General features: G+C 54.4%; 16 protein-coding genes. 9 read left to right on the plus strand and 7 right to left on the minus strand.

From position 1 onward, the window contains the following. Positions 1-44 precede the first annotated feature (44 nt). The 5 genes from IEX36_RS09025 (at position 45) to add (ending at position 6,509) form a co-directional block, all read left to right on the plus strand. Complete coding sequence (locus IEX36_RS09025) at positions 45-2,843, plus strand: ATP-dependent helicase (RefSeq protein ID WP_188759913.1); 2,799 nt, start codon at positions 45-47, stop codon at positions 2,841-2,843. A 36-nt stretch (positions 2,844-2,879) separates the two neighbouring features. Continuing rightward, positions 2,880-3,035, plus strand: coding sequence for a hypothetical protein (locus tag IEX36_RS09030; RefSeq protein WP_188759012.1), 156 nt, complete (start codon positions 2,880-2,882; stop codon positions 3,033-3,035). Between the two features lie 143 nt (positions 3,036-3,178). Further along, on the plus strand, positions 3,179-4,714 hold the full coding sequence (locus tag IEX36_RS09035) for an amino acid permease (RefSeq protein WP_373283043.1): 1,536 nt from the start codon (positions 3,179-3,181) through the stop codon (positions 4,712-4,714). 8 nt (positions 4,715-4,722) lie between these two features. After that, entirely contained in the window at positions 4,723-5,445 is a 723-nt protein-coding gene (locus tag IEX36_RS09040) for a YqjF family protein (protein ID WP_188759013.1), read from the plus strand. 26 nt (positions 5,446-5,471) lie between these two features. Beyond that, on the plus strand, positions 5,472-6,509 hold the full coding sequence (gene add, locus IEX36_RS09045; protein WP_188759014.1) for an adenosine deaminase: 1,038 nt from the start codon (positions 5,472-5,474) through the stop codon (positions 6,507-6,509). A 74-nt stretch (positions 6,510-6,583) separates the two neighbouring features. Here add and IEX36_RS09050 read toward each other — a convergent pair whose 3' ends face one another. Continuing rightward, positions 6,584-7,144: a hypothetical protein gene (locus tag IEX36_RS09050; RefSeq protein ID WP_188759015.1), complete on the minus strand. Its 561-nt coding sequence runs from the start codon at positions 7,142-7,144 to the stop codon at positions 6,584-6,586. A gap of 195 nt (positions 7,145-7,339) precedes the next feature. Further along, on the minus strand, positions 7,340-8,461 hold the full coding sequence (locus IEX36_RS09055; protein ID WP_229668826.1) for a hypothetical protein: 1,122 nt from the start codon (positions 8,459-8,461) through the stop codon (positions 7,340-7,342). Between the two features lie 286 nt (positions 8,462-8,747). Between IEX36_RS09055 and IEX36_RS09060 the strand changes: the two genes are divergently transcribed. The 4 genes from IEX36_RS09060 (at position 8,748) to IEX36_RS17715 (ending at position 16,242) form a co-directional block, all read left to right on the plus strand. Further along, the gene (locus IEX36_RS09060; RefSeq protein WP_188759017.1) at positions 8,748-12,041 is read left to right on the plus strand and encodes a TonB-dependent receptor domain-containing protein; all 3,294 of its coding nucleotides are present in this window, start codon (positions 8,748-8,750) and stop codon (positions 12,039-12,041) included. Between the two features lie 156 nt (positions 12,042-12,197). Continuing rightward, complete coding sequence (locus tag IEX36_RS09065; RefSeq protein ID WP_229668827.1) at positions 12,198-13,601, plus strand: sulfatase-like hydrolase/transferase; 1,404 nt, start codon at positions 12,198-12,200, stop codon at positions 13,599-13,601. Then, complete coding sequence (locus IEX36_RS09070) at positions 13,565-15,124, plus strand: sulfatase family protein (RefSeq protein WP_229668828.1); 1,560 nt, start codon at positions 13,565-13,567, stop codon at positions 15,122-15,124. The genes IEX36_RS09065 and IEX36_RS09070 overlap by 37 nt, the downstream gene beginning before the upstream one ends. Positions 15,125-15,780: 656 nt before the next feature. Further along, positions 15,781-16,242, plus strand: a complete 462-nt coding sequence (locus tag IEX36_RS17715; protein ID WP_373283033.1) for a hypothetical protein — start codon at positions 15,781-15,783, stop codon at positions 16,240-16,242. Here IEX36_RS17715 and IEX36_RS09080 read toward each other — a convergent pair. The 5 genes from IEX36_RS09080 to IEX36_RS09100 form a co-directional block, all read right to left on the minus strand. Continuing rightward, on the minus strand, positions 16,217-17,455 hold the full coding sequence (locus IEX36_RS09080; protein ID WP_188759020.1) for a hypothetical protein: 1,239 nt from the start codon (positions 17,453-17,455) through the stop codon (positions 16,217-16,219). The genes IEX36_RS17715 and IEX36_RS09080 overlap by 26 nt on opposite strands. A 168-nt stretch (positions 17,456-17,623) precedes the next feature. Further along, the gene (locus IEX36_RS09085; RefSeq protein WP_188759021.1) at positions 17,624-19,081 is read right to left on the minus strand and encodes an alpha-L-fucosidase; all 1,458 of its coding nucleotides are present in this window, start codon (positions 19,079-19,081) and stop codon (positions 17,624-17,626) included. A 139-nt stretch (positions 19,082-19,220) separates the two neighbouring features. Then, positions 19,221-20,237 carry an L-rhamnose/proton symporter RhaT gene (locus IEX36_RS09090; RefSeq protein ID WP_188759022.1) on the minus strand — a complete coding sequence of 339 codons (1,017 nt, stop codon included), beginning with the start codon at positions 20,235-20,237 and terminating at the stop codon, positions 19,221-19,223. Next, complete coding sequence (locus tag IEX36_RS09095) at positions 20,234-21,505, minus strand: enolase C-terminal domain-like protein (protein WP_188759023.1); 1,272 nt, start codon at positions 21,503-21,505, stop codon at positions 20,234-20,236. The genes IEX36_RS09090 and IEX36_RS09095 overlap by 4 nt, the downstream gene beginning before the upstream one ends. A gap of 118 nt (positions 21,506-21,623) precedes the next feature. Then, positions 21,624-23,831 carry a hypothetical protein gene (locus tag IEX36_RS09100; protein ID WP_188759024.1) on the minus strand — a complete coding sequence of 736 codons (2,208 nt, stop codon included), beginning with the start codon at positions 23,829-23,831 and terminating at the stop codon, positions 21,624-21,626. Between the last annotated feature and the right edge of the window lie 41 nt (positions 23,832-23,872).

The following is a 23,872-nucleotide window of genomic DNA, read 5'->3' on the forward strand; positions in this document are numbered from 1 at the left end:
AATTCAAGTAGGAGCGCTTCGCTTTGAATCGTCTTTTGCAAAACATGAACCCGCAACAGCAGGAAGGCATTCAGGCGGTGGATGGACCAGTGCTTCTTCTTGCAGGAGCGGGCAGCGGTAAAACGCGTGTGATTACGCATCGAATCGCGTACCTGATCGAAGAGCGCGGAGTATTGCCAGACTCAATTCTCGCCGTAACCTTTACCAACAAGGCTGCAAAGGAAATGGCCGAGCGCGTCGAGAAGATACTGAATCACAATTCATTGGCCAAGCCAACACTGGCGACGTTTCACAGCTTCTGCGTACGCGTGTTGCGACGCGACATTGAAGCGTTGCAGATCAATGGCAAGGGACTGACACGCGCATTCGCAATCTACGACGAGACCGATCAGCAGGCCGTCGTGAAGACAGCGCTGAAGCGGCTGAGCATCGATGACAAAACACTGAAGCCGCGCGTGGTGCTGGGACGAATCTCCTGGGCGAAGAACCACATGATCGATCCACAGCAATACTTCCTTGCCAGCGCGAACCCGATGGAAGAGAAGATCGCGCACGTCTTCGAGATCTACAAGAAGGAGTTGCTCAAGGCGAACGCGCTCGACTTCGACGACCTGCTACTGGAGACCGTTCGACTGCTCAAGTCCTCCGCCGAAGTGCGTGAGCGGTACAACCGGCGTTACCGCTATCTGCTGATTGACGAGTATCAGGACACGAACCACCCACAGTACGAGCTGATGACGCTGCTCGCTGGGCCCGAGAAGAACGTCTGCGTCGTCGGCGATGAAGACCAGTCCATCTACAGCTGGCGCGGCGCGGATATCAAGAACATCCTCGAGTTCGAGAAGGACTTTCCCAACGTGCGGACCATCAGGCTCGAACAGAACTACCGCTCGACCCAAGTGATCCTTGAAGGCGCCTCAGCAGTTGTTGCACAGAACACGCAACGCAAGGGCAAGACGCTTTGGACGGCGCGCGAAGGTGGCAGCCTGATTGGGTACTATGAAGCACCTGACGGCGAGAATGAAGCACTTTTCGTTGCCGACCACATTCGAAAATATTTGCGTGAAGCAGATGGTCAGGAAGGGTTGCCGCGGTGCGCGGTTCTCTACCGCACCAACTCGCAGTCGCGACTGGTGGAAGAAGCGCTGCGGCGCTACAACATCCAGTACCACATGGTCGGCGGCTTTAGCTTCTACGATCGCGCAGAAGTAAAAGACCTGCTCAGCTATATGAAACTGGCGCTGAATCCGCATGACTCGATTGCACTCGGGCGCGTTATCAATTCTCCGGTACGTGGAATCGGTAAAACGACGCTGGAAACGCTGGAGCGCATGGCGCTGTCGTCGGGCATGAGCACGTGGGACGCGATCGGCGCGGCCATCAAAGACAAGCTTCTGCCGCCACGCGCACTCACTGCGCTGGGAAACTTTCGTCGCCTGATTGAAGACGCCCGCGCGATGCTTGAGCCAGACTTCGCTGAAAAGCTAAGCGCTGATGTTGCGGGTGACGCATCCCTGCCCGAAGGAGTCGCAGAGCAGAGCGAAGATGTATCGTTCGGGTTCGGTGCTGCATCAGATGGTGAGCTGGCAATCGCAGCGGCAACAGAAGACACTGGTGCCGACACATCGTTCGACACTAGCTTCAACTTCGGCTTTGACTTCGGGCCTACAGAAGAGATGTCCACGATTGCGCCTGAAAATGCTGCCAACTCCGATTCATCTCAGGGCATTGACTCAGCAAGCTTCAATCCGTTTGCTTCCGTCGCGTCGAAAACGAAGCATGACAAAAAGTTCCCTTCAATTGTTAGTAGGCGCGATGAAGAGACGAGCACTCCCTCTGAAGTAAGCACATCAGAAGATAGACCCGCGTTTCGCAATCCAGGAGATCCGGCGACTCTGCCTGAGCTCATCAAGTTTCTGAACGACCGCAGCGGCTACATCCGCGCTCTAGAAGAAGAAGCCACGCCCGAAGCCTTCTCACGCATCGAGAACCTGAAGGAACTCGCCAACGCTGCCAGCGACGCGCAGGAACGAGGCGAGACACTGCATGAGTTCCTCGATCACGCCGCGCTTATCAGTGACGCGGACAGCTACAGCGAAGAGGCGCGCGTGACGCTGATGACACTACACGCCGCCAAGGGCCTAGAGTTCCCGCTCGTCTTCATGACCGGCATGGAGGAGGGCCTGTTCCCCAGCTCGCGCACGATGGTTGATCCAACGGGCCTCGAAGAGGAGCGCCGCCTCTGCTACGTCGGTATGACGCGCGCGATGGACACGCTCGTGATGACGCGCGCCCGCTACCGCCGCCGCTACGGAAACGACATGCCCGAGTCGAGCGTGCCTTCGCGCTTCCTCGAAGAGGTTCCGTCGCGCCTGATGGAAGACCTAGGCAGCCCGGCGGCGAGGCCGCAGTTCTCTACCTCCGACTACGACTCGGGCTATCGCGGAGCTTATGCGACGCCTTACCCGAAGGCGAATCGCTTCGGCAGCAAAAACTTCGACGAAGGTGAGCGCCATTATAACTATGAGGATGAAGATCAGAGCGGTGAGCGCGCATCGCGTTCTTCATCCACTGGAAAGACCAGTGCGAACCGCTCAATGGATAACATCGCAAGCTTCTTTGCCGCGCGCGGACAGAAAATTACTCGCCCCGCTATCGAGGTGGCAGAGCCAACTGGCAAGACAGGTCTTAAGCAGGGCATGCGCGTGCGGCATCCAAAATACGGCGAGGGAATCGTCTTCCGGCGCGAAGGAGATGGGGACGACGCGAAGATTACAGTACAATTTCAACAGCACGGCGTGAAGAAGCTGGTGGAGAAGTTCGCCCAGTTAGAGCGCCTTTAGAGTTCCCAAAATTCTGCAAATAGAAAGATTCATTGAATGGCAAACACCAAGAGCATTACAGACAAGACAGAACGCAAGAAGGTCAAGCGCGCGGCGCGCAAAAAGGCCGCTCCCAAGGGTAAGCGCACCACTCCACGCGGCTCCAGCAAGGCGAAGGTCCGCAAGTTGGCACGCGGCCAGTCGAAGCGCTAAGGCCGCGTACGGATAGCGAAGCAGGCCCCAGGCATGGGGCCTGCTTCGTGCTGGGGCTGATGCTCTACAACGCTATCGCAATGTATAGTTAGAACGCCTCCGCACCATTTCTTCGAGCAGGAGCGAGCGCTCTGGCCAGACAGATATTTCGCACCAAGTCGATCGACAAGCTGATCTCTGAGTCGGAGCAGCCCGAAAACGCACTTAAAAAGACACTTGGCCCTGTGTCGCTGACGGCGCTCGGTATTGGCGCGGTCATCGGCTCCGGCATCTTCACCGTGATTGGCACCGCCATCGGCGGAAACCCCGCCGCGCTTGCTGACTGGCGCGCGTCCCCGGTCATCGACCTCATCCTGCATCACGGCCACATCGCCGGACGCCCCGGCGCGGGACCCGCTCTGGCGCTCTCGCTGCTGCTAGTGGCTGTCGTGTGCTGCTTCACAGGCCTGTGCTACGCGGAACTGGCCAGCATGATTCCGATTGCTGGCTCGGCCTACACCTACACCTACGCCACGCTTGGCGAGTTGATCGCGTGGATCATTGGCTGGGACCTGATCCTCGAATACGCCTTCTCCAACATGAGCGTTAGCGTGGGCTTTGCTGCGCACTTCGTGGACCTGCTGGACTGGCTCGGCGTGCCGATGAGCCCCAAATGGCTCTCGCCCGCTTATCTGCCGCAGGGTCTGACTGACCTCGCCGGCAACACCATCTACGCGCCTGGCTGGCACTTCGGCTTCAACATCCCCGCCTTCCTCATCGTCATCCTGCTCACGGTCGTTCTGGTGCGTGGCATCCGTGAGTCGGCTCGCACGAACAACATCATGGTGCTGATTAAGCTGGCGGCTATTCTGGTCTTCATCGGCGTCGGCCTCCACTTCATTCACCCGTCGTACTACCATCCCTTCTCGCCGAACGGCTGGTCCGGCATGTTGGCGGGCGGCTCGATCATCTTCTTCACTTACATCGGTTTCGATTCGGTTTCGACAGCATCTGAAGAGTGCCGTAACGCGCAGCGCGACGTGCCGATCGGAATCATCGCCACCCTCGTCATCTGCACTACGCTCTACATTGCCGTTTCGCTTGTGCTGACAGGCCTGGTACCGTGGCGCTCGGTCATCGGCGATGCGGCCCCCGTCGTCAACGCGCTTCGTCGCCTCACGCTGGCCTCGCCCAACACACTGTTGCATTGGACACGGCTGATCGTGCTGCTCGGCGCGATCATCGGCATGATCAGCTCCATCCTCGTCTTCCAGCTTGGACAAGCGCGCATCTGGTTTGCGATGAGCCGCGACCGCCTACTGCCCGACACCTTCTCGCGCTTGCATCCACGCTTTCGCACTCCTGCATTCGCTACCTGGTTTGCCGGAGTGCTGGTTGCAATTCCTGCCGGTCTGTTCGACGTTGGCACGCTGGCCGAGCTCTCGAATATCGGCACTCTGTTCGCATTCGTGCTCGTCTCTGCGGGAGTAATCGTGCTGCGCAAAAAACAGCCGGAGCGGCGACGCGGCTTCCGTGTCCCCTTCGGTCCACTCTTCCCGATACTGAGCATCGTCTTCTGCATCCTGCTGATGGCCGGACTGCCGGTACTGACGTGGCTGCGCTTCTTCGTGTGGCTCGTCATCGGACTGTTCGTCTACGTGCTCTACAGCCGCAAGCGCAGCGAATTCTACACCGACTAGGCATAGCCATGTCAAAAACATTCCTCATGGCAGAGTGGCGCAAGCTGATCATGGCGAACTACGCAGTCTCCGAGAACATGCTGAAGCCGTACCTTCCCTCAGGGACAGAGTTCGACCTCTACAAAGACCGCTGCTACGTGAGTCTTGTTGGCTTCCTGTTCCAGAACACCCGGCTCAAATCAATCCCGGTTCCGTTCCATCGCACATTTGAGGAAGTGAATCTGCGGTTCTATGTAGTGCACACGACAGCAACGGGCGAGCGGAGGCGCGGTGTAGTGTTCATCCGTGAGTTCGTTCCACGGCTCGCGTTGGCCTTCGTAGCCCGCTCGTTGTACGGCGAAAACTACTCGACAGCGTCAATGTCACACCAATCGATTCATACCGGGGAACGGCAGTCGGTTCGATACGGTTGGAGTTATCAGGGTTTGCATAACACGATGCAAGTTACAGCATCTCCCCAGGCAAACGCGATCGAGCCTGAGAGCGCCGAAGAGTTCTTTACCGATCATTACTGGGGCTACACAAACCGGCGCAGGGGGACCTCCGAATACGAAGTGCGGCATCCTCGCTGGAAGACCTACCCAATCCTCGAGCACTCAATCGACGTTGACTTCGGCTGGCTCTATGGCAATGCGTTTATCCCGCTCACCAAACGCCAACCTGAGAGTGTGCTGCTGGCGGAAGGATCGGAGATTGAGGTTTGTTCCGGCAGACGGATTGCGCGCGGCTGAGCTCTTTCTACAGCTACACTAAGTAGATGGCGCAAAGGCTGACGAAGCGTGAAGCTGAGATCGATGTCGTCGAATGGCTCCGCAACCTCCCCAAGTGCGAGCTGCATCTGCACCTGGAAGGCACCATCCTGCCTGAGACCCTGCTGGAGCTAAGCCGTCGACACGATGCTGTACCTTTGACAGCCGCAAGTGCGCGCAGGCTTTACCAGTATGAAAACTTTCTCGGCTTCCTGAACTCGTTCAAGGCCGTGACCGAGCGCTTGCGCGGCCCCGACGACTACGAGCTGATTACCTATAACATGGTCCGCGACCTCGCTGCGCAGGGCGTCGTCCACGCCGAGGTCTATATCTCATTCGGCATCATCTACTACTGGAAGAAGACGGATGTTGAACCTTACGTCGAGGCAATCGAGCGCGGCCGCATTCGCGCGGAGCGGGACTTCGGCACCACAATCTTCTGGCTGATCGATGCTGTGCGTCACTTCGGTGCGGACGAAGCAGCGAAAGTCTTTCGCAAGGCCGCCGAGCTGCGCCACGAGTACCCCAGCATCGTTGGCATCGGCATCGGCGGCGACGAGGCGCGCGGCGGCGCAGAACTGTTCCGCGACCTCTACCGCGAAGCGGCCAAAGCCGGGCTGCGGCTCACGGCCCACGCGGGCGAATCCGTCGGCCCCGCGAGCATCTGGTCGGCCATCAACATTGGCGCGGAGCGGCTGGGCCACGCCCTGAGCGCGCAACACGATCCCGAACTGCTCGACGTGCTCGCACAAAAACAGATCCCGCTTGAGATCAACGTCACCAGCAACGTGCGCACCGGTTGCTGCGCCTCGCTTAACGAGCATCCAGTCAGGCGCTACTTCGAATCAGGCCTGATGGTGACGATCAACTCCGACGACCCGCCGATGTTCGGCAGCAACCTGCTCGAAGAGTACGTCCTGGTGCAGGAGCAATTCGAGTTCACGCTCGAACAGATGCGCGAGCTCGCTGCGAACTCGGTCGAGGCGAGCTTCCTGCCCCCGGAGCACAAAATTGCCCTGCTGGAGCGCGTCGAGCAGTACCGCTGAGTTATCAGCACAAAAATCCAGCGCTGCGCATTCCGGCGAATGCGTTTAGTATCTCTTTAATCGCATGAAAGCGCTTATTTTCCGTTCGGTGCGGGAACCATCACGGCGTTCGGATCTACGCGCGGAATGCCAAAGTGACCGCCCAAATGCAGCAAGTCTAGCGGCCTCAACATGCACGAAATCTGAATTAGATTCATCTCGCGCTCTCCACGCACCAACACTGTGACATCATCAATTTCCGCACCATTGAAGTGCAGCCACATGTCGGTAACAGGAGCGGCAGGACTGGTTCCTTGCGCCGGAGTTAGATTGGCGTTCACCAGATGTTGCCATCCGGCCGCGTGATAAATATTGATAATCTGCGACATCACCTCAGGTGTATAGAAAACGGGTCGTGAAAAATGGGATGTGTCCACGGTAATACCGTACAAAGCGACAGCATGGTGCGGATTTCCACCATAGAGGTAACTGTCTTCTGCAGATCGAAGCTGCGAACCGTCGTATGAGAACTCAATGCGTGTGGCGGGTTGATCAGCAAGATTATTGATTGCGTCGGTGATGCCGCGAGGTTGCTGCGCCTTAGCACATGGCAAGGCCAACGCAACTGCCAGAACAAGAGCGTGGTAACGGTTCATAGAAGCCTCTTGACACCTTAAACACGAATTTCGTTCAAGAGTTACTTATTGTGCCATCCAATTCCTATCTGATTGAATGGAATAACGATCAGAGGAGATATCGAATCAGTCCCGTACTGGTTCAACGCTTCAAGACACACCATCAAAGTGGCAACCTGTTCCTTGTTCATCGGGGGTCGTCAGCCCGGGAATTTTCTACCAGAAATAGCTTGCTACGATTGTTGGAGATGACGGGGTAGTTCCGATAATAGATACATGAATGACAGCCTGAAAGTTTTTGGTTTCCCAGTCTGTGGGGGCGTTGCGCAGTATCGCGGCGAATAAAGCGGGATCGAACAGGATGGAGCCGGCTCCTTCGGTTGCGAAGGTGGTGAGACCAGCCGCGATAAGAATGATCTGTCCGCTTTCTGAATCGAAAATCCGGCAGAGCAGGCCGTAGTCCTGATCGGCATATCCATTAGGCGTGGGATTCATGGATTGCCAGATCTTGCCTGTTTTTGTGTCACGGATGTAACTGCCCCCTGACGAGTCCGGCGGACTGATTGTGTAACGAAGATTGCTGGTTACTCGCTGAGACCAGATTGAAGAGGATCCACCAAGCAATAGACTGGGTTGCTCCCGCATCTGCGCAAAAGGGGGATCCGCTCCGAAACGAAGATTGTAAGGGTAATGATGCCTGGTGAGAAAGTCAGCGGCATAGCGTAAAACCGCCGCGGGGCCAATGCCAACGCGATCAGATATCTGACTGGTGTTACGTTCGGGCGGAACCGGAATAAAGACGAGAAGCGGGAGTTTGGAGTCAAAAACGGGCCGCCAGAGACGTTCCAGCGGTTCTCTGCTACGCAGAACAAATGGTGTCACGGCTGCGGCTCCCGTCAGGCCCAGCGCACTGACGAGCATCCAGCCGAATTTTCTTCGACTGAGGCGGGGTGGTTCCAGGACTTGCGGCGTGCGAAGCTCCGATTGGATCGGGCTGGGCTGCGAAATTGGTTTCGTCGTAGAGTGAATGAGCGGAACATACCCTCCGATCGGGAGATCGATTCTTAGATCGGAGTTCTCTATCGATTCGTAATAATCCGATAGACGCTTTCTGACTTCACGCGCCTTGACTCGCACGAGCGAGTCTTCGCCGGGTTCGAAGTCCCTTCCTTTTCCAAAGACATCCAGCGCGATATTGCGTTCCTTAATCGCTTCGGCGCGACCGTTTATGGTCTCGACAACGATGTAGCGCAGGAACTCCTGGCAGCGTTTGCTGGAAGAAAAAGCAGGGCTTTTGAGAACCTCTTCAAGATGCGCAAGCGTACGATCCGGCACCACCTTTGGTAGCTCGTTGGGGCCAGATTGCTGCATAGTAGATAGCGTAGCACCGCATAACGTACGTCTGCAAACGTTACGATTGCATCCATATCTATATGAAATAAAACAACTTATTTCGACGCTGCAGCTCGTAACAGTCATTGACGGAGCAAGCCTTGACTGTGCGGTCGAGGAAGATAACTATGCGTCTAGCGAAAATCAAAAAGAAACAATTGGAATGTTTAGATAATTTCGATTTGGATGATTCAATATTCTTTCGATCACGAAAGTGAGATTGGGGCTGATTATGAAGACGCGGAAAAATCTGATTTCTGTCATCGTTGCGATGCTGTTAGCCGTAACTGTCTCCGGTGGCCGTGAGCTGTTTGCACAGACAACGGATGACGGCACGATCATCTGCAATGTGAATGACCAGTCGGGTGCGTTCATTCCGAACGCGCATGTGATGATCACGAGCAATTCGACGGGCATTGCTGTCACGGCGTCTGCTGGCTCGCACCAATCTTATTCATCGCCGCTTCTTCGCCCTGGACAGTACACAGTGGAAGTAGGGGCGGCCGGCTTCAAAAACGCTACCTCAACGGTGACCCTGACCGTAGGCCAGACCCAGATTGTCCAATTCGAGCTTGAACTGGGTTTGGCAACAGAGACAGTAACGGTAGAGGCGTCGGCCCCCTTAGTCGATCCGGAATCGTCTACGTTGAACACGATCAAGGATGAGAAGACGGTTGAAGACCTTCCGCTCAATACCCGGAACTTCAATCAGTTGATCTCGCTGACGGCTGGAACCGTGCCTGGAAATACGCAGCTAACCGGTTCTCTGCCTATCACGGCGACCCGAGGAACTGTAGCGAATACGGTGAACGGTATTGGATTTCGCTCGAATAACTATCGTGTTGATGGCCTTGATGACACGGAGAACCATAATGGACAGGGAATTCTTCTATACCCTCCTGTCGAAGCGATTCAGGAATTTCGCGTGCAGACCAGCGTCCCTGCGCCGGAATTCGGGCATGGCGGCGCAGCCATTGAGGTTGTTTATAAAAGTGGCGGCAACAAGCTCCACGGAAGTGCTTTTGAATTTCTGCGAAATGCGAAGTATCTAGATGCTAAGAATTACTTTGATCCCGCGGGGCCGATCAAGCCATTTCACTACAACAGCTATGGTGTAACTCTCGGCGGCCCGGTTGTCTTTCCTCATTTCAACAGCGGCCGGGATAAGACCTTCTTCTTTTTCTCCTGGGAAGGGACCCGCAAGAGCCAGGCGCTGACGTATCTTTCAACGGTGCCCATGCCCGCGTACCAGACGGGCGATTTCTCCGCATACCCCTATAAAATTTATGATCCTTTGACGACCACTACCGTGGGAGGCGTTACGAGCAGGACGCAGTTTGCTGGCAACCAGATCAATCCCTCACGGTTTAACCAGACCGGGCTCAATCTCCTCAAGCTTTTTCCCTCGCCCAACCTCTCCGGCCTTGTGAACAACTATGTGTACACGCCTGCCTCGACAGATCGCAGAGATTATTTCGACCTTAAGGTAGACGAAAACATCACGCCTTCCGATCTGGCATTTATTCGGATTTCGCATCAGAACAGCAGCATCTACACTCCTGGAAGCCTGCCTGCACCGGCATTGGGAAATCAGCAGGGCACCAATGCGACGTACCCCCTGTGGCAACTGGCGAGTGGCTATACGCGAACGATGACACCGCATGTCATTAACGAGCTTCGTGCCGGTTTTTCGCGCCTTGATACGGTAGCTTACAACGGAGACTACGGTCTGAATACTGCCGAGCAGGTGGGCATTCCTGGTGTCAATCAGCCCGGAGATCCCCGAACGACTGGACTTACTGCGGTCACTTTGTCCGGATATGCAACTCTCGGCGATAGTGGGTTCTACTATGCCCTCATCGCAAATAACAACTGGCAGATCAATGATGCCGTGACATGGTCACACAACAACCACACATTCAAGTTTGGTGGTGAGTTCCTCCGCCGTCAAGAAAATATCTTTCAAAGCTCCAATCTTCATGGCTCAATGGGATTTGGTCCTATCTACACCACGGATCCAGCCGTAAGTGGAACGACAGGAAACAGCCTTGCCGACCTGTTGCTGGGCGCGCCAGCGAGCGCAGGCATCTCGTATGTTCCGGGAACGATTGGAAAGCGGCGCTCCGACATCAGTGCCTATGCGCAGGATACCTGGAGACTTACCGCGAAGCTTACCTTGAATCTGGGTCTGCGCTGGGAGGCGTATCCGCAATTTCCGTGGAATGAAGTTCAGAACCGGATGTCTTACTTTGTTCCCAGTCTGGGCGCAGTCTATAACGTCAACACGCCCCAGGTTCCGTGGCGCAGTGGCGTGCAGCCGAGGTATACAAACTTCGGACCTCGCGTCGGCTTTGCCTATGCCGTGAGCCAGAGCACCATTGTTCGTGGCGCCTACGGACTGTTTTATTCGCCGGACGTAGGTGAAGATGTTGGAAATGCAAACCCACCTTTCGACGGGTCCATTTCGATCTCGAACTCTGCGACGAACTTTCAAGGCGCCTATGTAGCTTCGACCGGCTTTACGCGTCCGGTTGGCAATAACTTTCCGACACTGGGAGCGTCTTTGTTCTCTATAGATCAACACCTTAAGATTCCATCGGGCAGCCAGTATAACGTTGGGGTAGAGCAGGATCTTCCCAGCCATATTCTCTTCTCGCTGAACTATGTAGGAACGCTCGGCAGATCGCTTCTTATGGAACCCAACATCAACCAGCCGACTCCTGGCCCGGGAAGTGTTGCATCGCGCCGTCCGTTCCCACTTTATGGGGACATCAGTGAAGTTGCCGGGTCTAACTCGTCGAATTACAACTCGCTTCAAATGACTGCAGAGAAACGTCTGGAAAAGAATCTTCAGTTTGTTGCAGCCTACACCTGGTCCCACTTCCTGGATTATGGAGACTTCGTCGGTACGCCTCAGAATGTCAACAACCTTCATGCGGACTATGCGAACGATAGCTCTAATCTTCCTAACCGGTTTACCCTTTCGGGCATTTACGTGTTGCCGATTGGACACGGCCAACTGTTTGGATCCAGGCTGCCTCGTGTTGCAGATGCTTTTCTTGGTGGATGGCAATTGTCCACGATAACGAATTTCTACTCGGGACTTCCATTTACACCAACCTCGTCCATCAACACTCTGAATGGCAGCGGCTCGCAGCGTCCGAATCGCATCGGTTCTGGAGAGCTTCCATCCGGTCAGCGCTCCATACATGACTGGTTTAATACTTCGGCGTTTACCATTCCATCCCAATATCAGTTCGGAAACGCTGGCAGGTATATTCTTCAAGGTCCATCCACCAAGATGTCCGATGTAAGCCTCTCAAAGTCCTTTGCGATGAATTCCTCGGACACGCGCAGCCTCAAGTTGCGAATCGACGCGTTCAATGTTTCAAATACGCCGCAGTTCAATAATCCAAATGCGTCGATTGGCTCTCTGGCAGCTGGCACGATTACTTCGGCCGGCTCTCCGATTACATTTCAACGCATGTCGCGACAGCTTCAGATCTCTGGAAAGTTCGTATTCTAGGGAGCACTCAGGGGAGAGTTTATTTTGAGTTCAGATAGACGCGATTTTCTAAAAGCGTTTGGCGCTCTCACGACTACGTACGTTCTAGGGCCAGCAAGCACACAGGCAGGGGCCGCAGCCAAGGCCCTCGATACACCTACGAGACCGAATATCCTCGTGTTCTTAACGGATGATCATGGCCAGTGGCTACAGCAGTCGTATGGCAACTCTGAAGTCAAAACCCCCAATATGGAACGCATAGCCCGTCATGGGGTTCTCATGACGAATGCATATACAACTTGTCCGGTCTGTTCTCCAGCCCGGGCAAGTTTTTTTACAGGGCGTATGCCGTCCCAGCATGGCATTCACGACTGGATCGAGGAAACCAGGCAGGCTTATGCCTATCCGTGGCTGAAGGGGCAGACGCTCATCTCCGAGCTATTGAAAAGTGCGGGCTATCATACCGGGCTTGTTGGTAAATGGCATTGCGGTGAGGAGAGAATTCCGCATCCGGGATTTGATACGTGGTTCAGTTTCTGGGTGAATCAATATCCTCACGCAGGCCGGCAGAATTTTTCAGACAACGGCAAACATATAACAGCGGATGGATTGCAATCGCCGTTTTTTACAGAACGGGCGATTCAGTTTTTGAAGAGCCACTATGACGACGATAAGATGGCACATGAACCCTTCTTTCTTGTTGTTGGATATACAGATACGCACTCGCCTCATACGTTGATGCCGGACGATATGGTCGCTGAGTACAGGGATGCGACTTTCCGCGACATTCCACGCGAAAAATTTTCCAAAGTCCACGGTATCCCACTGTGCCCTGTTTACGATGACCCGGAGAAAGAAGATCGTCGCAGGCAGGAATATTATGCAGCGGCGTCTACGATTGACCGCGAAGTGGGACGGGTACTGGAGGCACTTGAATCTCTAGGTCAAATGGAAAACACTATCGTGGTCTATACCAGCGATCACGGGTTGAATGGTGGCCATCATGGAATGTGGGAGAAAGGGAACGGCACAATTCCGCAGAATTTTTTCGAAGAATCCATTCGCACTCCGTGCGCGATTGCATGGCCCGGAGGCGGAGTTGTTTCCGGGCTCGCGTCGGATATTCCGGTGAATCATTGCGATCTATTTGTTACTTTGCTGGATGCGGCAGGGGCTTTGCCTGATGAACAGGACGCGCATCGGATCAATTCTCCGGGATGCTCCTATCTTCCATACTTGCGCGGCAAATCTCAAAGCGAGTGGAGAGATGATGTCATTTGTGAATATGGAAATGCCCGCATGATTAAAAATGACGGGTACAAGCTGATTCTTCGCTATCCGTATCGGGGCGTAAATTTTCCCAACGAGCTATATGACCTGAAGGCGGATCCCCGCGAGACTACGAACCTGTATGAAGAGCCGCGATACGGAAAGGTGATTCGGCAGATGACGGAGCGGTTGAATAGCTATTTTTCGAAATACAGCATTCCTGCGCATAATGGCCTGCATTTGGAAACGCAGCCGATGATGACCCCAGATAGTCCGTGGCTGGAAGCGCTCAAACTGAAGGCGAATCACTGAAGAAGGGTAATGGAATGAACATCTCACGTCGCGCATTTATGGGTACTGTCGGGGCCGCGGTATTGTCGGAGGCTGCCTTTGGACGGGACTTCCCTGGAGGAACACGGAAACAGCCTAATGTTCTATTTATCATTACCGATCAGCAGAGCTTCTGGACACTTGGTCAATATGGTGGCCAGTTACCGGGTACTCCCAATATCGATTCAATAGGCAGACGTGGCGCGACGTTTCGCAACTTCTTCGTGACAAGTGCCGTATGCACGCCTTCGCGCGGTTGCTATATGACTGGGCGGTTTCCTCACGCGCACGGAGCCTATCACAATGGACTACCCCTGAATCCAGACGAGTTCACGCTGGGCCATCTCTTCGAAAACGCCGGGTATGAAACAGGCTACGCGGGCAAGTGGCACCTCGACGGCAAGAACGACCCGACATGGCCTGACTGGATACCTGACTCGCGGTCCTTCGGCTTTCAGGATCACCAGTGGATGTATAACCAGGGGCACTGGAAGCGTATTATCGAGCGGCCCACGGAGTGGCCGGACAATCGTTCCGTGGCCATGTTCGGGAGCCAGCCTTATATTTCGCCGCGGCCTGACGGTCGCCCTGACGAAGAATACGACGTGGCAAAACCCGGCGAGTATTTCACAAACTGGCTTGCCGACAAGGCGATTGAGTTCATCGAGCGTCCCCGGCAGAAGTCCTTCTTCTATGTACTTTCATTCCCTGATCCTCACCAGCCTTATTCGGTTGAAGATCCGTATGCCTCCATGTTCGCGCCTAAGGATATGAAGCTGCCTGTGACGTTTCATCAGAAAAACCTGCCCGCGTGGGCCGCAGAAAAGCAAAAGAAAGAAGACTTGCCAAGCGAGGGTGTGACCTGCCCCGATGATCCGAGGCGGGAAGAGATTTTCCGCAAGCGTAAAACGCAGTACCTTGGCGAAGTGAAGTGTATCGACGACAACGTAGGCCGGGTACTGAAAACACTCAGCGACCGTGGCCTTTTGCAGAACACGATGATCATTTTCTGTTCTGACCACGGAGATTACATGGGCGAGCATGGGATTTATTACAAGAACAATTTGTACGAGCCTGCTCACCATGTAGGCATGATGATGTGCTGGCCTGGCCGCATTGCGCCAGGAACAAACGTGAATCAATGCGTCGCGAATGTAGATTTACTGCCGACGCTGGCTGGCCTTCTCAGCCTGACAACTTCAGGACGTGAACAGGGAAGAGATGCTTCTGCCCTGTTACATGGCGATGCCGGCAATTGGGAAGACGTGGCGTTCATTCATAAAGACGATTTCTCACAGTCCGGCATTTTTACAGAAAGCTGGGAGCTCGGACTCGCCCGCGATGGGGATTCAGTTTTGTTCGACAGGAAGAATGACCTACTCCAGATCCACAATCTCTATCATGAGCCGGCTCATGCTGCTGTGGTAAAGGAACTGACCGCTCGCACCATCCAGCACAATCGAAAGGTAAATTGCCCGGCGCTCACGTGGCTTGAGAAATTGTAAATTGCTATTTGGTAAGGCACCCTCAATTTATGTAAGCTATTGATTCTAAATGGTCGCCAGAGACGGCTTTGTTCAGCATTACACACCGCTGCGCATTACTCTGAATGACCTTGTTCTTTATCCAGCAGCTCGATGTCTTGACAGGATCTGAACCCGCGACCTTTGGTTTACGAGTGACGTAACAATCGTATTTTCAACTAGTTAAACAGCATAGGTGTTAGTTTCAAAGAGTGCTAAGTTATTGAAAATAGGTACAGGGTAATGGTATTTGGGGTTGATTTGGGGTTGGAGAACCCAAAGGTCGTTGGAGCATTTTCGGGCGTCAGCTCTTTGGTGTTTATTCCCAAAGGTCGCTGGATGACAGCAATCGCATCGTAATCGTCAACCCCATTGAAGGGGTTGACGGTGGGGTTGAAGTGTTTCATCGGTACTGGTATGTCGCTGATTCCACTATCAAAGAAGCAGCCATTACAGTGCCATCCCAAAGGTCGTTGCGTCACAATGAGGCGCTATGCCATTCCAACCCCATGAATGGGGTTGAAAAGAGACCTTGCCTCTGAACGAGCCCGGCCACATTATAAGTCTAGAAAGTTGACCTATTATGCAGAACCCGAATGAGACGCAAAAAGGGCTATACCGGATCGCTGAAGCTCAGGGTGGATAAGAAATGGTCCGAATCATATCAAGGTTTTTCACAGATTTATACACCAACGTTTGACGGTGAAACTCCTATCCGCAACACAAATAAAGGTGTCATCCTGAGCGCAGCAAGCCGCGTTTTTGCGGCTTGCGCAGTCGAAGAACCTGCGGTTTGGACCTTGAGTGATGCGACAAACTTCAGACTCACCACACTAGGATTTGCGATGCGGAAGAGCCGTTTGAGCTGGCCAGCGCAAAGGCGCTCAGTAGAGCCTTTTGTGGCCGGGACGGCAGCTGCTCTGGTTGGTGTGATGCGAAAGTATGCAGGCTGTGGTCTCAAAGTTGATGCCATTGCCAATAGCAGGGAGAGCGGAGACCTCGATGAGAAATGCCAGATCATCGAAGCGCATGTGTTGCAGCCACGAACCGCCGCGCTCTCATTTCACTCCTGGTTCAGTTCCGGTCACTTCTCCAGATAGAACAAATTGCCACCTCATCGTCCAAACCATCAGGTGAAGCGGCGCTGGGCGCGTTGGCGTAGTACCAGCGATGGTGGTTGAGCGGAGAAGTCTCCGTCCGGCTCCCAGGCATTTCCAGGTAGCCGTTTGGATCGGTTTTCCTGATCCAGTTCCAAGCGTACCTAAGCCACTTTTCCCGATACTCTTTGCTCTGGGCAGCAAACCAACTGATTTCGTCGTATCCCCAAACCCAATCCTCTCCCTGGCCAGCCTCGCCCGGATATTTGCTTACACCGTAGTTATCGAGTTCTGCAAAGTAAGGAAGGTGTTCGCACTTCCATCCGCTGTATGTCCTGCCCCCCTTGCTGCGCAAGAAGATGCCGTTGCGGTAGCCTACCTGCAGAATAGCTTGTCGAGGATGTTGCGTGACTTCTTTGACCCTCAGTGGAAATGCATGGAAGTCGAGAAGCAGTTCTCCGTCGCGCACCAGTCCGCCGCTGGGGACATGCGCATTGCAAAGTACCATGCCGCGACGTGCATGCTTTTTAGCGTAGGCTCGCGCCAGTGCGAAGACACGGGCGTAGTGGTCCAGATGAGGATCGTTATAATCCATGATCTCGACCTGCCCCCAGTGAATACCCTCGAAACCAAGGTCGATGTAGGATGCCGCAAGAAAATAGAACCAGAGCTGAGTCTCCGTCTGGCTCACGTCGGGAATGCTGCCGTGCCTCCCCCATGAGCGCGTGCGCTGCGCCAGCGGGTACAGAATCGCGTCATAACGGAAATTTCGCTTCTCTACCGGAAGTCCAAGTGCAGTAAACGCCCAACCTGGCACCGGGACCTGCTCGACCTCCGGAGTAACAATTTCGAAGATGCAGGCTTCGAGCACCATCTCAGGATCAGCCGATCGAACCTGCGGGAGCTGTTGCCTGGCCCGCTCGAAGTTTTCGAGCAGATTTGCTTCGCCGCCCCAGAGGCAGATGCTTCGCGCAATGTACTTTGCGCCAATATGAGTAAGCATGCGAATGTTATCGTCGAGATCACCTCTGCCGTTGAGCAGCCCTTCCATGCAGATTGAGCGTGACAGGTAGTTATCGAGCACCTCCCGCGTGATGGTTCCGTCAAATTTGTAGTTGTGCCGGTGTTTCCAGGGCACAGCGGCAAAAGTTGCTCTGTCTGTCAAAATCGCAGCTGATGCTGCAACAGAAGTCTTCAGAAATCTGCGTCTTAGCATGATGACTCCAGGCTGGTACGATTTCGCTTTTTGAAAGGGTCACCTGTATAGCCAGGGCGACCACAATGCAGGTTGAATGATCTCGCGCATGCGATACCCAGCTTGCGAGCAGCTCGCCATACGCCTTTCGGCACTCTCGTGCGCTCTCGGATATGGAGCGATCTTCACTTAATCGGGTTCGTCATATACGCCGATCTCGGTGATATGAGGCATCTCCGTGCTGCTTTCTAACAGGAGCCGGACTCTCTGGGATGAGACGCGCGGAATGCGATGGATTGTTGTGTGCGCGGGGATTGCACCGCTTATCAGCGTAATCCAGCTCACCCCATCCCAGCACTGAAATCGATAGCTCCGGATCCGGCTCTGCGGATAATCATCCCACTCGCCTACGGGCTCTACCAGCGAAACAACGTTGAAGCTCTCGTGCTTGCTCAAATCCACTTCCAGCCAGCCCGAGGCGTGTCCTTCATCCAGATACCAACTTGATCGGAAGTTACCATCATTGGCTTCATCCGGCCCCACCCCATCGGGGGAGGAGCTGGCGTGAATCGGCTTCCCTGTCGCTAGATTCTTCGTCGTAATCCCGATATGTTCTCTGACCTTTGCCATAGGCCCAGGATTTATCCAGGCCTCTCCAATCTCTCTCAGGCGGCTCACAACATTCGGTGCAAGTCGACCTTCACGGGTAGGAGGAGCATTCAGAATCAGGTTACAGTATCTTTGATTCAACGGCTTGAGCCACTCTTCGACGACCGTCTTCACCGGCTTGAGAGGTCCATTCACGTCCTTTTGCTTCCAGAACCACCCCTCTGTGAGGGTCACACAGGAAAGAGCGGGCACCTCGCTGGTCTGTGGAACCTTCTGCCCGGCATTTTGCTCAAACGCCTTTACGTCGGAATAGTAGAGCCCATCATGGGGATACTGACTCGCATTGAGATCGCAGATCAGGCAGTTGGGTTGCAGGCTCTTGATGTGGTCATATATCTCCTGGAATGGAACTTCTTCATATGTAATGCGGCTCCACGGCGCGTTCCAACCATCCGTAATAAGAATGTCAATCTCTCCATAGCCGGTAAATAGCTCCGTAAGCTGATTCTTAATGAGCTCTACCTTAGCTGGGGTCACGTTGAAATGGCGAATATCGTCGCGAAGTGACAGGATCGAATAGTAAAGTCCTATCCGCAGACCAGCCTTGCGAAACGAATCCACGTACGAACGCACGATGTCGACCGGGCGGGAGATCTTCCTGACACTGGCTGCATCCGTTTTTGTGGGCCACAGACAAAAACCATCATGGTGCCGAGTCGTAAGACATGCCCAGGTCATATTGGCTGATTGCGCCGCGGCGGCCCATTGGTCTGTATCCAGCGCTGTTGGCCGAAAGAGGTCGAGCGGCGTTGTGGGATCACCCCATTCGCGATCCTGAAATGTCGCCATATTGAAGTGCACGAACATTCCAAAACGCAAATCCACGAATTGTTGCTGCAGACCCAAAAGAGGCCGGTCTCGGCGTCGCAGAAGATGATCCGCCCCAGTCTGCGCGGTAGCAACGCTCCCATTGCCGACCAACATTGTAGCTGCGGTAGTTTGGGCCGCCAATTGACAAAACCTTCTTCTTGTTGTCATCTTCCATCTCCGTATATCCGGCGATCAAGCCGCATTTAAAACTCCCAAGAAAATCCGGCCCAAATCCATTCGATCGAGTCTGTCGGATCGGCCCCGCACGATCTCGATCCGTGCCGAGCAATGATCCATCTACTCCCCATCACGATCGATTGGCAACTGTCAGAAACACGGTTGCAGCTATCAAAAGGAGCATCCCGCTTGTGAGACACAAATGCGCTCGGCCCGAGGCGCGCTTCCACTCTCCCGTCAGCAACCCCGAGGCGTTCGCCGCGAGAATCATGAAGATCTGAAATAGCCCCCAGCCAATTGAAGTTCCCAGCGCCCCCAGAAACGAAGCACTCATGCCGTAAACCGCGATCGCTCCCATCCACAACACGGCCATCGCACAGGAAAGAAGAAGGTCGGAATATCCCTGCTTGAATGCGGGCAAGCTTCGTCGCCGATACAGCAGATACACGGCATAACCGGCATTGGGAATAAAGCCACCGGCTAGTCCAATCGGCCACACCGCGTAGGCCGCCATAGGACCGGAGTTTCCTAAGACCATAGCTCGCCCTGCAATCTGCTGCCCGAATGCAAAAGAGTAATTGATCATCGGCGCCAGAAAACCGCACAAGACCGCGAGCATGATTGAGACTCGGTAGCTCTTATCGCTAAGAGTTGAACCTTCCTTGCGATGGACGTTGTCTCGAATACGTCCGGCCCACGCGGTGAAAGCAATCCCCACGGACATGAGGAGAATGCCCATAGCGACGGCCAAAATCGTACCTCGGTGAAGTTTGCTCCCACTTGCAGCGATCATGGGCACCAATGTACCCAAGGCCGCTCCCATACCAATGATGATGGCATAGGCCAGACTCAGCCCCAGGCGATCAACAGAAATGCCGAACAAAATCTGGGCGATTCCCCACCCCATGCCGAATGCAAGCGGCACCACGAACTGCGAAGCGGGGAGAGAGCGATAGACTTCCGGAAGATGATGTACCAGGCCAAATGCCAGTCCCCAGGGGAGGACGACCAGGGAAACCAGGCTAAATACTGCCCACATGTTTTCCCAGCGCCAAGCTCTGAGAAATTTAGAAGGCAACATGCAGTTCCCCGACATGAGTCCGGCCGCTAGCACGAGTGCCACTCCCACCATCGTCGATGGTGTCATACGTGGCTCGCCGGAAGATTCAATAAGTCGGACGAGACCCCCGGCTCTTGCGGTGTTTTGTAAACGCCTCCTTCCACGTCAGCCGGATATACAAAATGTGATCGCAAATGAGGGATGTACTCCAGGAACTGCACCTCATGGCCGAGCCCTATACGATTGAACAGCACCAGATGCTGATGCACTTGTCCCATGTCGCCGACGTGGGGGACGACCGGCAACTCTGATTTTCGGGCCAATAAACTCACAGTAAGGAACTCGCTGATTCCAGCAAGACGGGTAGCATCAGCCTGCACAAAATGCATTGCTCCTGCGCGAAGAAAATTCTTGAACAGCACGCGGTTCGGGATGTGTTCTCCGGCAGCTATTTTAACCGGAGCAATGACGGATGCAAGCTCTATGTGCGCGGCCAGGTCATCGGGATGAGTGGGCTCTTCAAACCACAGAGGGCACAGGCGCGCCAAACTACGGCACATCTGCATCGCCGTCGGCAGGTCCCACTGTTGGTTTGCATCGAACATGATTGTAGCGGAGTCTCCCGCACACTCGCGCAGCATTTGGGCTCGCCTCAAGTCGCGGTTTCTATCCGAAGATCCGACCTTCAACTTGAACGCAGAAAAGCCCTTGTCCATGGCGCGCCTTGTCAACTCACGCACCTTCTCATCCTCATAGGCCATCCATCCAACGGACGTATCGTACCCCGGATATCCCTTTTCCAGAATGGGCAACCGCTCGGCCCTGCTCGACCACTGTGAGCGGATCAGGTCGATGGCGTCTCCCACTGAAAGTGCGTCTTCCAGGTAGCTCAGATCGAGCAGTGCCACGAGCTCTTCCGGTTGGAGATCCAGCAGTAGTTTCCAGAGCGGGACGCCGCGGGTTTTGGCCCAAAGATCAAAACAGGCATTCGTGATCGAGGCGAGCGCCAAATGAACTACACCTTTGTGGGGGCCGAGCCAACGCATTGCCGAGTCATTCGAGATTTGGCGGGATACTTCGCCAAATTCCGCCATCAACTCCTCAATCTCTCTCCCCAACAATGGCTTGGCCAGAATTTCAATGGCGTCGCAAACCAGACGGTTTCCCGGCCCCAGGGTAAGAGCGAACCCGGTAGCGGACATTCCGTTGCCGGTTCGCAGGTGCGTCACTGCCAAACTGTATTCCGGATCGGTATGCACCGCGTCCGACCCTGCACCGGGCGGCAGCGAATACCTCATATCAAAAGCTACAACCCGGGTGATGACGGTACTTTCTTTTTGAAGGCGAATAGACATAACAAATCTTCTCTTTCAAATTGGCTTCAAGCCTGGCTCGATCGACCTGTTCAAGATCTGCGCAACGTCCCCATCATGCCGGAGATTGCAAAGATGCTTCTTCGGTTCACGGAATAATTCACGCCTTCGCTTCTAACCTCAGATACAGTCCGGCATCCCCGGACCGGATGGTGAACTGCTCTCGCCCGAAGCGCACGTGCCGCAGCTCCCCTGTAAACCCTCGGGGGGTATAAGGTTCGAGGAGCGTCAATTTCTTTTCGAGCTTTGGAATGTAGCCAAAGAGTGTGTTGATGATGGTCTCGGCAAATGCCCCGCCGCCCGTGCATTCTCGCATACAACCCTCGCGTTGCGCGATTCGAACCGGAGCATCATACTCACGCCGTCGCGGTCCATAGAATTCGTGGGCCTGCGCATAAACTCCCTCATAGACCGCTACTCTGGTTCTTCGCAGGAACGTAAGAGCATCCTTCCAGTATCCGAGAATGCACATCGCGTCGACGGTCACAGCAGGCCACGCATCGTAGGCTCCCATCGGACCATGGTCCGGCCGATCGGAGTTCGCGGCAGCCACATCCAGCATGGATTGCGCGCGCATCCACTTCTCCATCAGCAGTTCCCGCTCGACGAACGCAACCATCTCCTGACGTACCGGGACGGGTAGATCTCCAGCCATAAACCTGCCGACAGTAGCAAAGTCATAGCAATGCCTCATCTCTACTCGAGATCCATCGCGATGCAGACTGACCCATACACCCTTTCCCGGCTCATAGAGAGTCATCACCGCCTGCGCCATGTCCGCGGACTCGCGACGAAGCTCATTTGCCTCGTCGTGCTTCCCGGCCCGATCCACAATGTCAGCATACTCACGCATCATCCACACATTGGCGGCATTGAATGACGGCACCTTGTTAATATAGGTAGGAACACACTCTAGGAGATTGGGCGCTTCCCCATAGTCTGCCAAACGGTCTGAGGGCGTCCACAATAGTTTCTTCCAGTCTGTCGCCAAAACCTCGAGTCTTTCATTGACCGTCTGATCCGCAATTTTCTCGTGGAGAAATTCCTTGTCCTGCGTTACGGATAAGTAGGACCAGGCCAGGCGGAAGATGGATAGATCATTCGCGGCATAACCTCTTAGGTCCCATCCTTTCGGAGTATCGATCCTCTCAGGCGAGGGAGGCCGGGTAGTTTTGAATACAATTACCGCATCCGCATGTGGATCCTGTTCAAGGAATAGCTTGATTTGCGCTTTCATCTGCTTCGGCTCAAGCATCGCAAAAAGCGTCGAGAACAGGGAAGTATCCCAATAGAACACCGTTCCCTTCGCCCGCTCACCGCTTGTAATAAAGGTCCTGTCACTCCAAAGGTTGGTTCGAAGCAGGACCATCAGAGTCAGCACGCTTCGGTAGTAAATCTCGCGGACCGCTGTATCTTGCGTGAGCAGTGTTGGCGCGTTACCGGAGAAAAACGTGTTTCCGGGCGTAAAAGCGCTGCTCCATCGATCCATCCATACTTTCTTCGCACGATCCCATTCTGATTCAAACCACGATGGCGACACAGCCCCTGAAGGAGACGCATTGCCTTTACTCACCTTCATCACAAACCGGATCTCACTATGTTGCTTTGGAGGGAGATTCAACTCCCATTCCACGCTCGCGCCCTCTACATTCTTTTCGATGGGACGATCCGGAAATTCGTAGATCGCGCTCATCGCGAATTCCTGGGACCGCGCAATCAGCCGATTATGGTCTGCGCCGTTGCCGCGAACGCCGTCTATGTCGATCTTTACTCGGACGGTTTTGACCATCGAACTCGTGTTCTTGAATTCGACACGCCACAAAATCGTCGTGTCCTCCATCACAAGACGATTCGTGGTCACAATTTCGAGATCGGACGTTTGAACGCGCCTCACTGCCTGATAGGCAAACCACCTGCAGCTCATACTGTCATACGCCGTGCCATCGACGGTCATACGGCATAGCGGCAGAGTGTTATAGATAAACCAGCGAGGCCCTGAGTCTTTGTAGAGCTGCCCCCCTGGTAAAAAGTTGACACCAATCAGATCCGGCGCACAGGCAGCCATCTCATGAAAATTATGAAGAGAGGGCATATGTGCCAATTGGCTGCAATCGAGCCATTCCGTTCCCAGCTCATCGAGTGTCGGAACCCCCGTGAGATTTGCCGGTCCCGATTCGTTGCTTGACGCCAGTGATTTGCCAGACGCCAGCGCAAAGGCAATCGCTGAAGCTCCTGCTTCGCAAAACTCGCGACGGGTAAGAACTGTGCCATGCCTCGCTCTGTTCCGGTTCCCTGCCTTATGCCCCATGATGGATTGATCTCCACTTCTAGTCTTAGTTTTGAGAGACG

This window comes from Edaphobacter acidisoli (assembly GCF_014642855.1).
In the GTDB taxonomy this organism is placed as follows: Bacteria; Acidobacteriota; Terriglobia; order Terriglobales; family Acidobacteriaceae; genus Edaphobacter; species Edaphobacter acidisoli.